Genomic DNA, 15,171 nt, shown 5'->3' with positions numbered 1-15,171 from the left:
GACTTAAAAATAGTCAACTTATATTAAATAATTATAAACCTTGGGAGTTTCACTTTCGAGGTTTACATCTATTCAGGTTGCAATACAGCAATAGTTTTAAAAGCAGCTAAAACATTTTGTCCGTTTTTGATACAGCTATATGTTACTAAACGAATGACAGCATAGAATTGCGCCTCGTTTTCGGTTTTGAATTGTTCGGATACTTTTGTTTCACTTTCACATTTCGAATTACTCTTTCAGAAGCAGTGTTGTCTGGGGAACTTGGTCATGGAATAAAAAAGTGAAAACATATTCCTTGTATTTATCTATCCGCTTATGGAACGTACAAAGATCCTTCCTGTTTTTTGGAACAGAAGTTAGCAGCAAAACGGACAATCGTTCAATGATTTTGTCTCTTTGTAGTATTGGATTGAGATATTGAATTGGGGTCAAATTCCGTTTAAGTTCTATTGCTTCGTATAGTAATTCCTTGAAGTTTATTGCCCATTGAGATTCATAACGATCTTCGAAAAAAACAAATTTCCAAAGTAAATGAAGAATGCATATTTGATGAGTTTTGTATTTTATTTGAAAATAACTCCGCCAACAATCTTGAACGAGTAAGGAGTTTACAAAGCCGTTTTGGAAATTCCCATCTATATTAGCAGTCCTCTATTGTTTGAAAGTGTAATAATAAGTAGCAACTTGGCTTTGGAAAGTCCAGAACCATCCCTTTTTTCCATTGACTTTAACGCCTGTTTCATTACCTCCAACCATTTTTTTATGTTCTACCTTTTGAGCAATCAACTCGTAGGCAAGTTGGACTTTTTGGGCAAAATATTTCAGTAAGGTACAAAGAGAGCCTCGTGAGATATTTAAATTACAAACATCACTGAAAAACTCGCTCATTCTCTCAAAAGGCAAGTATTGTCTAGTGTACATATAAGCAATTATAGCTTGAATATTAGCTCCGTAACTGATAGACGAATTAACTCCGGTGGGGAATAAAGCTTTGGTGTGATGACCACAAGCGTAAATTTTTTGAAATATACGGTGCTCAGTAAATTCAGAAATAATAGGCTGTATATCAACCGCTTGTCTGCGCAGAATAAATGTTGTTGGTTCATCAGACAAATCATGACCACAATGGTTGCAAAATTCTGGTTTATGTTCAATGATGCTATCTGGGTTTGCAATCATTTCCAAGGTACTGCCTTCGTGTCCTGGTTGCCCACCTACTTTATTACCTTGATTGGCACTAAGACTTTTGGTTTTTAAAGGCCTATTTTCGTCTTCTGATGAAAAAAATGAACTATTTCGGCTGTTTTTGCGATGCGTTAAGCCATCGATTTTATCAAGTAATTTTTCAATTAATCATTCTAATCGGATAACTTTGGTCTCTAATTCAGCAACACGTTCTTTGTCGGAGTTCAATTTCTATTTATTTGACACCAAGGAACAAGTGTTTACAATAAAACTATTTTTCTAAAAATAGAAAGCCAAAATTGTTCCTAACTATGTTTTTTTAGAACAGGCTGAATAGTTACAATTAATTTTATAATTATTTGTAGTTAAATAATAAATAAAATTGGATGGTACTACTAAGGACTTTGCATAAAACACATACTCTTCTTGACCTATTAAATAAAATAGTGGCGAAGCAAGCTGAAAATAAAGTATCAGTGAAGGTGTGTTAGCCTTCATTTAGCAATTCCATAAAATCATCCTCGGAAATTATCGAAATGTTGAGTTTATTGGCTTTATCTAATTTAGCGGGCCCCATATTGTCTCCTGCAACAACATAATCTGTCTTTGCTGAAATTGAACTTCCCACTTTTCCACCATTTTCTTCAATTGCTTTTTTCAAATCGTCTCTGGAAAATTGCTCAAATACTCCTGAAACTACAAAAATTTTCCCAGCAAGTTTATCTGTAGCATTTGGATTTATTTTTTCAATAATTTCAAATTGTAGTCCATACTTTTTAAGTCTTTCGATGCTAACTTTATTTTCCTCGTTTGCAAAAAAATCAAGTACACTTTGTGCTATTCTATCACCAATTTCGTCTACTAAAATCAAATCTACCAAAGTCGCCTGACTCAAGGCATCGATACTTTTATAATGTTTAGCCAACTTCTTAGCCACTGTTTCTCCTACAAAGCGGATTCCAAGTGCAAACAAAACACGCTCGAAAGGAATATTTTTTGAATTAGCTACGCCATTTACCAAATTCTCCGCTGATTTTTGTGCCATTCGTTCCAAGGGTAAAATCTGCGTTACAGTCAATTCATATAAATCGGCATAATTATGAACTAATCCATTATTGAAAAGTAAAGCTACTGTTTCTCCGCCAAGGCCTTCAATATCCATGGCTTTTCTGGAAATAAAATGCTGAATTCTTCCAATAATCTGAGGTGGACAACCGTAAAAATTAGGACAATAATGATTGGCTTCGCCTTCGCTTCTCACTAATTCTGTATTACACTCAGGGCAATGGGTAATGTATTTTGTGGGCTCCGAGTTATCTGGTCGTTTCGTCAAATCAACCGCAATTATTTTGGGAATAATCTCACCCCCTTTTTCAACAAAAACAGTATCTCCCACACGAATATCCAGCTTTTCTATTTGATCCGCATTGTGCAATGAAGCCCTTTTTACAATGGTTCCAGCTAATTGCACTGGCTCTAAATTAGCCACTGGTGTTATAGAACCTGTTCGTCCTACCTGATACGAAATAGAGTTTAATTGTGTTGCAGCTTGTTCTGATTTGAATTTATAAGCGATAGCCCAACGAGGTGATTTAGCGGTAAAGCCCAATTCATCTTGATAATGAAAAGAATTTACTTTAACCACTACACCGTCCGTTTCATAAGGAAGGTTGTGTCTGTGACTATCCCAATAGTCGATAAACTCGAAAACTTCGTTTAAACTATGAGCTAATTTTGCTTCTTTAGGAACTTTAAAACCCCAATTTCTAGCAGATTCTAATCCTTCAAATTGAGATTTGAAAGGAAGATTATTTCCAATTAAAAAATACAACAGACAATCTAATGGACGCTTGGCTACTTCGGCACTATCTTGCAATTTTAGACTTCCTGAAGCTGTATTTCTAGGATTAGAATAGGGCGTTTCTCCAATTTCAATTAATTCCTGATTCATTTTCTCGAATCCTGTAAAAGGCAAAATAATCTCACCGCGAACATCAAATGTAGCAGGAAAATCACCTTTCAGTTTTAAGGGAATCGATCTTATCGTTTTGATATTATTAGTCACATCATCTCCCTGAAAACCATCACCTCGGGTTACGGCTCGTTTCAGTTCTCCATTTTCATAGGTAATGCTGATGGATGCCCCGTCATATTTCAACTCACAAGTATACTCTAATGGAACATCCCCTAAAACTTTCTGAACGCGTTTTTCCCAATCGATTAATTCTTCTTTGGAATAGGAATTATCCAAAGAGTACATTCTATATTCATGAGGAACGGTTTGGAAGTTTTTCGTTATTGTTCCTCCTACGCGTTGCGAAGGAGAATTCTCGTCAAAGTATTCCGGATGCTGACTTTCAAGATCTTGCAGTTTTTTTAATTTCAAATCAAATTCATAATCAGAAACTATAGGTTTATCTAACACATAATAATTGTAATTGTGCTGATTTAATTCCTCCCTTAATTTTTGAATCGCATTTTGAATGTCCATAGAAAATAAAAATTGGCTATTTTAGTTTTGAAAAAGTGTACTAAAATAACCAATTAAAAATAAATAGCAATACAATTACGACGCTATAATAGTATTTATTTGCTGGTATAAAAGACCATCACTCAAAAACGAACCTTGTTGTATTAATTCAAAAATCGAAGTATTACGTTCTTCTGTAAACTCTTTTTTCCCTACTTTCATTTCAATAGTATCCGTAAACATGTTGTCACTAAGCCATTGCAATCCTTGTTTGGTCAAGAAATCAGTTTCTGGAACTAAAGATTTCAAGACTATTGACTGTACATGAGTATCAAAACAATGAAAAAGGAAAATATGATTTTTAGAAAAATGTTCTAAGTAGGTTGCTTTTGAAAGTACTCCTTCCCAAACCAAATCAGAAAACACATCTAATTCCTGTTCTGCAACTTCTGGTTTTTCTGCTTTTATTTTATCCCACTCGGCTTTATCGATAGTCTGGGTTGCTAAAAAAGTACTGAATTCCTGATTCAATTCCTCAAATTGTTCTTTTGTTAATCTTGAGTATTTCATTATTGCGTTTTAATATTTAACTATTGCTTTTAACTATTTTTTGAATTTTAAAACAAAAAAAAGCCCTCTCAAACGAGAGGGCAAATTTAATATATATTTTTTATCTTTTTTTAGAAAATATATCTAATTCCAAACTGCGCCTGCCATCTTGATAATAAACTTGCATCATAGTTGAAGGTTTTGGTTTGAGTACCGTTAAAAGTATAGGTTGGTATTTTTGTAGTTTGATCAACAGATACTCCAATTGGCTGTACACTTGTTGGCACTTGAACCAATCCCCAATCAGAATTAATCAAATTACCTAAGTTCAATACATCGATACTAAATTGAATTGTATTCGTTTTATTAGAAGCTGATGAAATTTTAAAGTTATAATCTTGCATTATTTTAAAATCCCATTTTCCTCTCCATGGAGATAACGCTCCATAACGCGCTGCGTACTGACCTCTTCTATCACTTAAATAGTTATCTTGCTTGATAAAGGCATCAAATGCTACACCTTGACTAACCCCACCAGTAAATACCATCGTGCTAATTTCGGCTGTAGTTGGTATATAAATTAAATCATTCCCAGTTGCCCCATCATTGTTAATATCACCACCATAAGTATAATTAAAACGACCTCCTTGTGCGTACTCAAAGAAAGTAGACACTGTAGTAGCCCATTTGTCATTACCGTATTTCCATTTTTTTGAAGCTACGCCTATAAAACGGTGCGTATCGCCATACTTAGAATCAGATAAAACTGCATCATTCACATTCCCCAAAGCCGGATTAAAAGCAAAAGCATCACCCGTAATTTCTGCTTCTATAGAATTAACATCCTGTGACTTTAAATAGTTGTAGGCTAAACTTGCGAACAATCCATTGTCAAAAGTCTTTTGCACTTTGATAGAAGAGTTGAATGCACTTCCTTTATTTGTGTTAGTTAATACATACCCATTAGTCCTTGCTGGAAAACCATAGTCTGTCCAAGTACCATAATCAGAACTACCGTATATGGCTCTGTTATCAGCACCTGCCAACTGACTTGTTGGCCTTTTCAATCCCCAATTTTGGATATGAACCCCATTTAAATCTTTATTATAAGACATGTCTATGGTTACAATATAATCATTTTCAAATTTGTGATCAAATCCTAAACTCGTTCTCCAAACCTGTGGAAATTTAAAATCCTCGTCTACTACTTGATAGAAAAATGGATCTATACCGCCTACTTGATTTCCAATCCATACAAAAGGAAGTTTACCGGTAAAAATTCCAGTACCTCCACGCAATTGTTGTTTTTTATCTCCATTAATATCCCAATTGAAGCCAACTCTTGGCGACCAAAGTAAATTGTTATTGGGTAATTTAGTTGAATCAAAATTCTTTACACTTCCATCAGCTGGGTTATAATAGTCAATATTTGGCAAATACCCTTCTGAATTATCTGTGTCAATAAATTTTTGAGCTAATTCAGATGTATTGAAATACAATGGCTTATCAGCTCTTAATCCATAAATTAATTTAAAATCATCACTAATATTCCATTCATCCTGAACATAGAAAGCTAATTGTCCTACTGTCGTTTCAGCTAAGTTCCAACCTCCATCAACACCATCTTTCAATGCATTTTTTGTATCAAAAATTGTTTGTGCATTTTTTATTGCAGTACTGTAATAACCATTTGCAATATTCGTATTAAAACCAGCCATATCTGTACTTCCAAAAACATCAAAACCATATCCTTTAAGGTTAAATGAATTTTTGAAAATAAACTTTTCAAAAGAGAAACCTATTGTATAAGTGTGATTTCCTCTGACAATATTCAAATTATCTGTAATTTGAATTACTTTTTGATCTAATTTATTATTAATAGAGAAAGGTTCATGACCGGCAATAATGTAAGGAGAACCATCTTTAGTAATTGTAATTACTGGCGCTGGAGTAGAAAAAGGATTTCTAAAATCATTAAAATGAGTATAACCCGCTTGTAATTTATTAGAAACAGTTTCACTAAATTTAGAATTTAATTCTACTAAGAAAGAACTAATTTGATTGTTGATTTGGTATCCTGAATTTTCAAATTGCAACGTATTTGCATCAATTCCTCTACGAATAATAGCGGTAGGATGCGCAGGTTTATCCTTCGAAGCATCTAAAAAATTATAAATAACAGCTAATTTATGATTGTCATTAATGTTCCAATCCAACTTTACAATTCCTTTACTTGAATTAGAATTGTGTGTAAATCCTTGATAAGCACCTGTATTATAGCCTAACTTTCCTAACTCAGTAGAAACATGCATTAAATCGGTTTCTAGTACTCTGGATTCATTCACTCCAGTTGTTCCATTTCCATCATTAGCAACAAAATTTGATCCTAAATCGCTTCTTTTATCAATTTCAAAATTGGTAAAGAAAAATAATTTATTTTTAACAATTGGACCACCAAGACTAAAACCGGTTTGTGTTTGCTCTAATGAAGGAACAAATATTTTTTCTCCTTTAATTTTACTACCTGTCATATCCTGATTTCTATAGAAACTATAAGCAGTACCATGAAATTCGTTTGACCCTGATTTTGTAACTGCATTTACAGAAGCTCCAGTAAAACCTGATAATGTTACATCATAAGGAGCAGTTGCAACTTGAATTTGCTCGATTGCATCCAATGAAATTGGCTGAGAGCCAGTTTGTCCACCTGGAGTTGCAGCATCTAATCCAAATGGATTGTTAAAAACTGCACCATTAAGTGAATAACTATTGTATTGATCGTTTCTACCTCCAAACGACCCTCCACTTGCTGTCGGCTCTAAACGGGTAAAATCATCAGCTGATCTTGAAATAGATGGCAATGCTGATAATTCTCTTCGACCAATAGTGGTTTCTGCGCCCGTTCTTCCACTTTGAAAAACTCTGTTTTTAGAACCAACTACTTTTACTTCCTCTAGTTTCTGACTTTCATCTTTTAAGACAACATCTAAACTGAATACTTTACCTAAATCAAGATAAACATCATTGTACTCTTCACTTCTATATCCTACATAGGTTACTACAATTTTGTAAGGACCTCCAATTCTCATATTCAACATACTGATTCTTCCATCCGCATTCGATAACGCTGAATACTTAGACCCTGTTGGAATATGTATTGCCTGAACCGTTGCTCCGGGAAGTGTCTCATTGTCAGAACCTCGCACAATCCCTTTTATACTTGAAGTGGTAGTTTGCCCAATGACAGCACTAAAACTACATACAATTAATAATAAAGTAATAATTTTTTTCATTTGTATAAATGTTTTATTTTGGTTGCAAAAATAACCAAAAAAAAAATCACTCCTAAGAGTGATTTTAATAATTTGTTAACAATATGTTAACTAATTTATGCTTTTTCAGCAACAATTTCATAATCCAATTCAACAATTACATCTCTGTGTAAACGAACGTTGGCATTATATTTACCCGTACGTTTAACAATTCCGCTTGTGATGAATTTTCTATCAATTTGTTGTCCACCTTTAGCTAAAGCTTCAGCGATATCAATATTCGTGATTGAACCGAATAATTTTTCACCACCTGCTTTTGCAAAGATTTTAATTTCGATAGCTTTCAAAGCTTCAGCCAATGTTTTTGCATCATTAACTACTTTAGCTTCTTTGTGTGCTCTTTGTTTTAGGTTTTCAGCTAATACTTTCTTTGCAGAAGAAGTTGCTAAATGTGCTTGACCAGTTGGGATCAAAAAGTTACGACCGTAACCATTTTTCACTGTAACTACATCATCTTTAAATCCTAAATTTTGAACGTCTTGTCTTAAAATAAGTTCCATGTTGTTGTCCTTTTTTATAGAAGTTAGGTTTCATGTTTCAGAAAACCAACAACTGTTAATTTTTATTATTTTAGTAAATCAGCCACATAAGGCATTAAAGCTAAGTGACGTGCTCTTTTCACAGCTACAGACACTTTTCTTTGGTATTTTAATGAAGTTCCAGTTAAACGACGAGGAAGAATTTTTCCTTGCTCATTAACGAATTTCAATAAGAAATCAGCATCTTTATAATCAATATATTTGATTCCTGATTTTTTGAAACGACAATACTTTTTAGTTTTGTTAGTTTCTATATTCAAAGGCGTAAGATATCTGATATCTCCGTCTTTTTTTCCTGAAGCCGATTGTTGTAATGTTGCCATGATAATTAAGCTTTTGTAGATTTTAATTTAGTTCTTCTTCTTTCAGCCCAAGAAATAGCATGTTTATCAAGACTTACAGTCAAGAAACGCATTACTCTTTCGTCACGTCTAAATTCAGTTTCAAAAGCAATAAGAACTTCTCCAGCTACTTTGAATTCGAATAAATGGTAAAAACCACTTTTTTTGTTTTGAATTTCGTAAGCCATTTTTTTAAGGCCCCAGTCTTCTTTCGACACCATTTCTGCTCCTCTACTAGTAAGAAAATCTTCAAATTTGCTTACTGTTTCCTTTACCTGAACTTCAGATAAAACGGGATTTAAAATGAAAACAGTTTCATAATGATTCATAAATATATATTTATTTGTTATTTTGGGTGCAAAAGTAATCAATAAATCTGATTAAACAAGTCATATTTCATTTTATTCGACGTATGGTAAAAAAATCGGCTCAATTAGTTTTTTTTAAAATAAAAAAGTAATATATTTACTCTGCCAAATCTAAAATACTAAATTATGAAACTAAACTGTGTCGTAGTAGATGATAGTTCTATTCAAAGAATGATTATCGCAAAGTTAGTTAATAATCATCAAAATTTACACTTAATAGGTGATTTTTCTAATGCAATCGAAGCTAGAAGTTGTATGTCTATACACAATGTAGATCTTATCTTTTTAGATATTGAAATGCCGGTAATTAGTGGCTTTGATTTTTTGGATGGTTTAAAAGTAAAACCTCAAATTATTTTCATAACCTCAAAAGCTGAGTATGCTATGAAAGCGTTTGATTATGATGCTACAGACTACCTTCAGAAACCAATTGCAATCGACAGATTCAACTCTTCGGTTAAAAGAGCCATTGACTTACATCTGCTTAAAAAAGAAAACAAAGAAGAAGAAGGGGAACATATTTTCATTAAAAGCAATTTGAAAAAATTGAAAATTTTTACTTCTAAAATAAAATGGATTGAAGCTTTTGGTGATTATGTTAGAGTAGTTACTGAAGAAGATAGCAATCTTGTGCTTTCTACCATGAAATCTTTTGAAAATGATCTATCAAAAGAAAAATTTGTACGTGTACACAAATCCTATATTATCAACATTGATAAAGTAGAACGTTTCAATAGTAAATTTGCTGAAATTGGAGTTACAAAAATTCCTTTGAGTAGACACAAAAAAGAAGATTTAGTAAGAGCACTTGCCTTTTCATAGACAACTGAATTTTAATAAAAATCAACGTTTGACGTAACTTTTATAGCTCTGTATTGAGCCACAGCTTCAAAACTATTCAATATTTTCTGGATAGTTTTTTTTGTGCTTACAATTGACGTATTCTGTGGAATTTTAATTATAATCGTACGAATGTATTCGTTTCTAATTCTGCTTATAGCAGGCTCTTCAGGTCCAAGTACCGGCATATTAAGGTTCTGGCTCATCACTTGATACAACCACATCGAGCCTTCTTTTAATTTATCAAAATCACGCTGTTTCAAAGTAAGTTTTATAATCCTGAAATACGGTGGGTATTTATATATTTGGCGGTCATACAACTGTTCTTTGTACATGCCCAAATAATCATTATTTGTAACTTGCTGTATTGTATTATGATTGGGATTATACGTCTGAATAACAACTTTCCCTTGTTTTTCAGAACGTCCTGCCCTTCCTGCAACTTGAGTCATCATTTGGAAACTTCTCTCGAAAGCCCTAAAATCAGGATGATACAACATATTATCCGCATTCATGATTCCTACCAAACTCACGTTATCAAAATCCAATCCCTTGGCCAGCATTTGCGTTCCTACTAAAATATCCATTTCTCTATTCTTGAAGCTATCGATAATTTTTTCGAATCCAAATTTCCCTCTGGTAGTATCCTGATCCATTCTTCCAATTTTTGAATTTGGAAAAATAGACACTAACTCTTGTTCGATTTGTTCGGTTCCAAAGCCTTTTGTAGTCAAATCAACGCTGGAACAGGAATGACAATGCGTAGGTTTTGCCATTGTATATCCACAATAATGACAGCGCAACTGGTTTTTATGCTTATGATAGGTTAAGCTCACATCACACTGTTGACATTGTGGTACATGACCGCAAGTCATACATTCTATTACAGGAGAATATCCGCGTCTGTTTTGAAATAAAATCACTTGTTCACCCAATGACAAAGCGATATTGATTTCCTCGATCAAAACATCACTAAAATGCCCCGTCATTTTTTTACGAAAGTATTTATCTTTCAAATCCACCAATTCAATATTCGGCATCATGACATTTCCAAATCGCTCTGAAATTTCGACCAGACCAAATTTATCCGATTTAGCATTGAAATACGTTTCAATACTTGGCGTAGCCGAACCCAAAAGTACTTTTGCTTTATGCGAATGAGCCAAAACTATGGCAGCGTCCCGTGCATGATAACGCGGCGCAGGATCCACTTGTTTAAAAGTCTGTTCATGTTCTTCATCGACAATTATGAATCCCAGATTATAAAATGGTAAAAACAAGGACGACCTCGCTCCTATCACCACTTGTGCTTTCTCTGAATTTACCAAAACCTGATTCCAAACTTCGATACGTTCATTATTATTATATTTCGAATGAAAAACAGCTACTTTATTACCAAAATAAGTTCGCAGCCTGCCAACCAATTGAGTAGTCAAAGCAATCTCCGGTAATAAATACAAGATTTGTTTTCCGGTTTCCAGATATTCTTCGATGAGCTTAATATAGATTTCTGTTTTCCCGCTCGAAGTGACACCATGCAACAAACACACTTCTTTTTGAGCGAAACTCTCTTTGATTTCTTCAAAAGCTTTTTGCTGAGCCAAACTCAACTGCAATTGATCTTCGCGTATTTTTCCTGTGAAATTTACTCGGTCTTCCTGAAGAAAATAATCTTCGAATATCTCTTTTTCTATTAATGCCTTAACAATGGCAGAAGAAGAATTAGCTGCTTCTACCAGTTTTTTTACTGTTATAGGTTTCTTTTCCACAGCACTCAATTGAAAATAACTCAGTACAATTTCCTTTTGCTTGTTAGCACTTTTAAGTGTTTCTAACAATTCACTCAACCCATCGTTTGATTCATATTTAGCATGCAAACGAACATAACGCACCAACTTAGGTTTATAGGTTTCCTGTATTTCTTCCTGAAGTACTAATATGTTTTTGTCTATCAATTTTTGAATAACGGGAAAGATATTTTTCTTGTTTAAAATATCCATAATATCCTGTACTTTCAGAGAACTTTGTTGTTGCAAAGCTTCGTAAACCAAAAATTCATCATCCGAAAGCAGGCTTGCATCTATATCCAAATCTGTTTTTTGAGAAATTACAGTTTCACTTTCCAGCAAAAGTGCACTCGGCATGGCACCACGATACACATCACCAATGGCGCACATATAATAGGAAGCAATCCATTGCCAGTGTGCAATTTGGATTTCGGTTACAATGGGTTTTTCATCCAGAATTTGATGAATTTCCTTGGCTTCGTATAAACTGGGTTTGTTTTGATGAATTTCAATTACTAATGCCGTATAAATTTTACTTTTACCAAAAGGAACCGCCAGCCGCATTCCAATTTTTATATAATGGAACTCTGCTTCAGAGATGCTATAAGTAAAGGTTTTGGCTAAAGAAAGTGGTAAAATTACTTCGACGAAATGCATTTTTATTTAATTATGAGTTATGAATTTTGAGTTATGCTGGTTCTTTTTTTGAACTCATAACTCACAATTTATAATTATTTCACTCTGTTCCAGGTTTGTGTTCTTCCAAATAATGCTACGCCGACATATCCGCGCACTTTTAATTTGTCATTTCCTTCGAGAGCCAAAAAGCATTTGTATAATTTCCCTGATGTCGGATCAAGAATTTTTCCTGCATTGTATTCATTACCATCTTTTGTAAGCCCTTTAATAATTACAAGACCTAAAACCGGTTTGTTTTTTTCGTCACCAGGACAATTTACGCACAAGTTTTTTTTCTTTTCAACATCAAATATGTCGATGATTTTTCCATAAATTTTTCCAGAACGCTCGTAGATTTCCACGATTGATTTGGCTTTTCCTGTTTGATCATCAATCGTCTTCCATTTTCCGATAACACCTTGACCTTGCACACATAAAGTCGTCATAAAAAATAACATCAGACCTAACACATTACTTTTATTTATCATTTTTATTATATTAAATTATATTCTCTAAATAATATCTCCTACCAAATTTTCACTCAAACAAATGAATGACAATAATTAATCTTTTACTCTATACCAGTATTGGGTTCGTCCAAACAATGAAATTCCGACAAAACCGCGAACTTTCAGTTTGCCATTACCATCTAGTGTAATAAAACATTGGTAGAGTTTTCCGTTTTTGGGATCGAGGATTTTACCTTTTTTATATTCCTTTCCTACTTTTGAAAGTCCTTTTATGACAACCATGCCTAGAATCGGTTTGTTTTTATCCTCTCCCGAACAATTTTCGCAAATCCTATTTTTATTTTCTTCCTCCAGAATCTCAACTACTTTACCATAGATTTTTCCGGATTTTTCATAGACTTCCACGATTGATTTGGCTTTTCCAGTTTCATCATCAATAGTCTTCCATTTCCCCACAACAGTATGATTTTGACTATAGAATGTCATCGAAATAAATAATGCGAGTATTGTTATGCTTTTTTTCATTGTTGCACTTTTTTAGCCCTGATAGAAGTGGAAATCCTGTCATTGCGAGGAACGAAGCAATCAAATCGTAAGATTGCTTCGTTCCTCGCAAATGACAGATTGGAACGAATAGCAGGAAATAGCTCCTAATTTTGAAACTATTTTAATTTAATACTTTACTCTTTTTTTGCTTTTAATTTATTTACTGTGGCATTCAATTCGAAACCTAACAGCAATATCATGCAGTTAATCCAAATGTAAAACATCAAGATCAATAATGTTCCTATTGATCCATATAATTCATTGTATTTAGAAAACTTTATTACCCATATACCAAAAACATACGAATCCAAAAGAATCAATATGGTAGTAAACACGGAACCTATCGATATAAATGCTCTGTTTTTATCGTGTTTTGTACCGAACTTGAAAAGTATAGACGTTATGCCTAAAATCATTAAAATTACAAATGCATATCTTCCTAAAACAATTAACGCAACTTGATCACTCAGTATTGTTTTTTGAATAAAAACTTCAAAAACCACTATTGTAGCCACAGTCACAATCAACAAAAAGGATAACAATAAGGACATTCCCAAAGCAACTACATATTGCCTTATAAACCCTCTTTTTATGAGAACATGGCGGGAAGATTCAAATCCGCCAAGGATTCCATTTAAACCGTTTGCCATCAACAAAATCGATAATAAAAACCCATAAGACACTAATCCTGAGTGACTGTTATTAAGAATATCATTGATGATTTTATAAATAGCATCGTACGTATTGGGCGGCACTCCATCCCTAACAAATTGAAGAAAATCATCCTGAAAACCTTCAATAGGAATGTATGGAATAAGATTTAAGATGAACAGCGCAAAAGGAAATAATGCCATAAAAAAACTAAATGCAATCGCACTGGCATGATATGTTAGCGCACTTTCGACAATTCCTAACCCGTAAAGTTCCAATAAATCATACAACGACAATCCTTGCAGCCAAGGAAGCTCTATCTTTTTTAGCACATTAACCAGATTCCGTACTATTGGGATTCTTTGTAATTTAACTTCTATTTCTTTACTCATATCGCTTTTAAGCTCAAATCTATGTTATAAATAGAATGTGTCAAGGCTCCAGACGAAATATAATTTACGCCACATTCTGCATAATGCCGAATGGTGTTTTCGTTAATATTTCCCGAGGATTCTGTTTGACATTTATCCCCAATCAAAGCTACTGCTTTTTTAGTATCATCATAATTGAAATTATCAATTAAAATTCTAAAAACGCCTTCACTCTCCAATATCTCTTTGATCTCATCCAGATTTCTGGCTTCAACAATGATTTTTAAATCTAGATTATTTTCTTTTAAAAAAGCTTTGGTTTTGGCTATAGCCAAAGTAATTCCACCGGCAAAATCGTTGTGATTGTCTTTGAGCATAATCATGTCATACAAAGCAAAACGATGGTTTTCGCCTCCGCCAATTTTCACCGCCCATTTCTCACAAGCTCTAAATCCCGGTGTCGTTTTACGCGTATCGAGAATTTTAGTTTTGGTTCCTTCTAATAAACGAACGTATTCTTTGGTTTTAGTAGCAATGGCTGACATTCTTTGCATTGAATTCAAAACTACACGTTCCGATTTCAAAATAGATTGCGAACTTCCCGAAACATGAAAAACAACATCTCCTTTTTTTACCGGAGTTCCATCCTTGATAAAAGTTTCTATTTGCAAATTAGGGTCTACATACTCAAAAATCATTTTGGCGAAAGCCACACCCGCAATAATTCCGTCTTCTTTTACAAGCAACTTCGCTTTTCCTGTTGCTGTAGCTGGAATACAAGCCAAAGAACTATAGTCGCCCGGACCAATATCTTCCCGAATGGCATTTTGTATCAGTATGTCTAACTCGTTTTTAAACTGTATGTCGCTAATCATTTTATAGGAAATTTATGGAATGCTAAAGTAAGATTTATTTTGTGGATTTGAAAATATGTACGCTGGGTTCTTTAAAAAAAAGAGGTAAATGAATGTGTTTTAACAAAGATCACACCCTTAATTAAGATAAAAATATCATTGTCATTAATTTAGCAACCATCATGTAATC

General features: G+C 33.6%; 13 protein-coding genes. 1 reads left to right on the top strand and 12 read right to left on the bottom strand.

Annotated elements, in window-relative coordinates; all coding sequences use genetic code 11:
* Positions 1-651: 651 nt before the first annotated feature.
* The 7 genes from E0H99_RS17655 to rpsF all read right to left on the bottom strand — a co-directional run bounded on the left by E0H99_RS17655 (position 652) and on the right by rpsF (position 8,745).
* Complete coding sequence (locus E0H99_RS17655) at positions 652-1,179, bottom strand: IS66 family transposase (RefSeq protein WP_410503713.1); 528 nt, start codon at positions 1,177-1,179, stop codon at positions 652-654.
* A gap of 493 nt (positions 1,180-1,672) precedes the next feature.
* The gene (gene ligA, locus E0H99_RS14650; RefSeq protein WP_131997154.1) at positions 1,673-3,676 is read right to left on the bottom strand and encodes an NAD-dependent DNA ligase LigA; all 2,004 of its coding nucleotides are present in this window, start codon (positions 3,674-3,676) and stop codon (positions 1,673-1,675) included.
* 75 nt (positions 3,677-3,751) lie between these two features.
* Complete coding sequence (locus E0H99_RS14645) at positions 3,752-4,225, bottom strand: DUF6495 family protein (RefSeq protein ID WP_131997151.1); 474 nt, start codon at positions 4,223-4,225, stop codon at positions 3,752-3,754.
* Positions 4,226-4,335: 110 nt separating this feature from the next.
* Positions 4,336-7,497, bottom strand: coding sequence for a carboxypeptidase regulatory-like domain-containing protein (locus E0H99_RS14640; RefSeq protein ID WP_131997148.1), 3,162 nt, complete (start codon positions 7,495-7,497; stop codon positions 4,336-4,338).
* A gap of 95 nt (positions 7,498-7,592) precedes the next feature.
* Positions 7,593-8,036 carry a 50S ribosomal protein L9 gene (rplI, locus tag E0H99_RS14635; RefSeq protein ID WP_131997145.1) on the bottom strand — a complete coding sequence of 148 codons (444 nt, stop codon included), beginning with the start codon at positions 8,034-8,036 and terminating at the stop codon, positions 7,593-7,595.
* A gap of 65 nt (positions 8,037-8,101) precedes the next feature.
* Positions 8,102-8,398 carry a 30S ribosomal protein S18 gene (gene rpsR, locus E0H99_RS14630; protein WP_007138295.1) on the bottom strand — a complete coding sequence of 99 codons (297 nt, stop codon included), beginning with the start codon at positions 8,396-8,398 and terminating at the stop codon, positions 8,102-8,104.
* A gap of 5 nt (positions 8,399-8,403) precedes the next feature.
* Positions 8,404-8,745, bottom strand: a complete 342-nt coding sequence (gene rpsF / locus E0H99_RS14625; protein WP_035671622.1) for a 30S ribosomal protein S6 — start codon at positions 8,743-8,745, stop codon at positions 8,404-8,406.
* Between the two features lie 165 nt (positions 8,746-8,910).
* On the opposite strand from rpsF, the gene E0H99_RS14620 reads away from it, so the two are divergent.
* A complete protein-coding gene (locus tag E0H99_RS14620) occupies positions 8,911-9,606 on the top strand; it encodes a LytR/AlgR family response regulator transcription factor (protein WP_131997142.1) in 696 nt (231 codons plus the stop codon).
* Between the two features lie 11 nt (positions 9,607-9,617).
* On the opposite strand, the gene priA is transcribed toward E0H99_RS14620, so the two are convergent.
* From priA to nadC, 5 genes are all read right to left on the bottom strand, one after another.
* Entirely contained in the window at positions 9,618-12,068 is a 2,451-nt protein-coding gene (priA, locus tag E0H99_RS14615; RefSeq protein ID WP_131997139.1) for a primosomal protein N', read from the bottom strand.
* A 74-nt stretch (positions 12,069-12,142) separates the two neighbouring features.
* On the bottom strand, positions 12,143-12,577 hold the full coding sequence (locus tag E0H99_RS14610; protein ID WP_131997136.1) for a DUF2147 domain-containing protein: 435 nt from the start codon (positions 12,575-12,577) through the stop codon (positions 12,143-12,145).
* 75 nt (positions 12,578-12,652) lie between these two features.
* On the bottom strand, positions 12,653-13,084 hold the full coding sequence (locus E0H99_RS14605) for a DUF2147 domain-containing protein (protein WP_131997133.1): 432 nt from the start codon (positions 13,082-13,084) through the stop codon (positions 12,653-12,655).
* Positions 13,085-13,239: 155 nt separating this feature from the next.
* The gene (locus tag E0H99_RS14600; RefSeq protein ID WP_131997130.1) at positions 13,240-14,148 is read right to left on the bottom strand and encodes a YihY/virulence factor BrkB family protein; all 909 of its coding nucleotides are present in this window, start codon (positions 14,146-14,148) and stop codon (positions 13,240-13,242) included.
* Positions 14,145-15,002 carry a carboxylating nicotinate-nucleotide diphosphorylase gene (gene nadC / locus E0H99_RS14595; RefSeq protein WP_131997127.1) on the bottom strand — a complete coding sequence of 286 codons (858 nt, stop codon included), beginning with the start codon at positions 15,000-15,002 and terminating at the stop codon, positions 14,145-14,147. The genes E0H99_RS14600 and nadC overlap by 4 nt, the downstream gene beginning before the upstream one ends.
* Positions 15,003-15,171 lie beyond the last annotated feature (169 nt).

The sequence above is a fragment of the Flavobacterium sp. GT3P67 genome (assembly GCF_004349155.1).
Classification (GTDB): Bacteria; Bacteroidota; Bacteroidia; order Flavobacteriales; family Flavobacteriaceae; genus Flavobacterium; species Flavobacterium ranwuense.
This window is presented reverse-complemented; position numbering and strand designations above follow the sequence as displayed.

Coding starts and splice junctions, on each gene's coding strand:
- E0H99_RS17655 (WP_410503713.1), bottom strand. CDS start 1,179: ATGATTGCAAACCCAGATAGCATCATTGAACATAAACCAGAATTTTGC.
- ligA (WP_131997154.1), bottom strand. CDS start 3,676: ATGGACATTCAAAATGCGATTCAAAAATTAAGGGAGGAATTAAATCAG.
- E0H99_RS14645 (WP_131997151.1), bottom strand. CDS start 4,225: ATGAAATACTCAAGATTAACAAAAGAACAATTTGAGGAATTGAATCAG.
- E0H99_RS14640 (WP_131997148.1), bottom strand. CDS start 7,497: ATGAAAAAAATTATTACTTTATTATTAATTGTATGTAGTTTTAGTGCT.
- rplI (WP_131997145.1), bottom strand. CDS start 8,036: ATGGAACTTATTTTAAGACAAGACGTTCAAAATTTAGGATTTAAAGAT.
- rpsR (WP_007138295.1), bottom strand. CDS start 8,398: ATGGCAACATTACAACAATCGGCTTCAGGAAAAAAAGACGGAGATATC.
- rpsF (WP_035671622.1), bottom strand. CDS start 8,745: ATGAATCATTATGAAACTGTTTTCATTTTAAATCCCGTTTTATCTGAA.
- E0H99_RS14620 (WP_131997142.1), top strand. CDS start 8,911: ATGAAACTAAACTGTGTCGTAGTAGATGATAGTTCTATTCAAAGAATG.
- priA (WP_131997139.1), bottom strand. CDS start 12,068: ATGCATTTCGTCGAAGTAATTTTACCACTTTCTTTAGCCAAAACCTTT.
- E0H99_RS14610 (WP_131997136.1), bottom strand. CDS start 12,577: ATGATAAATAAAAGTAATGTGTTAGGTCTGATGTTATTTTTTATGACG.
- E0H99_RS14605 (WP_131997133.1), bottom strand. CDS start 13,084: ATGAAAAAAAGCATAACAATACTCGCATTATTTATTTCGATGACATTC.
- E0H99_RS14600 (WP_131997130.1), bottom strand. CDS start 14,148: ATGAGTAAAGAAATAGAAGTTAAATTACAAAGAATCCCAATAGTACGG.
- nadC (WP_131997127.1), bottom strand. CDS start 15,002: ATGATTAGCGACATACAGTTTAAAAACGAGTTAGACATACTGATACAA.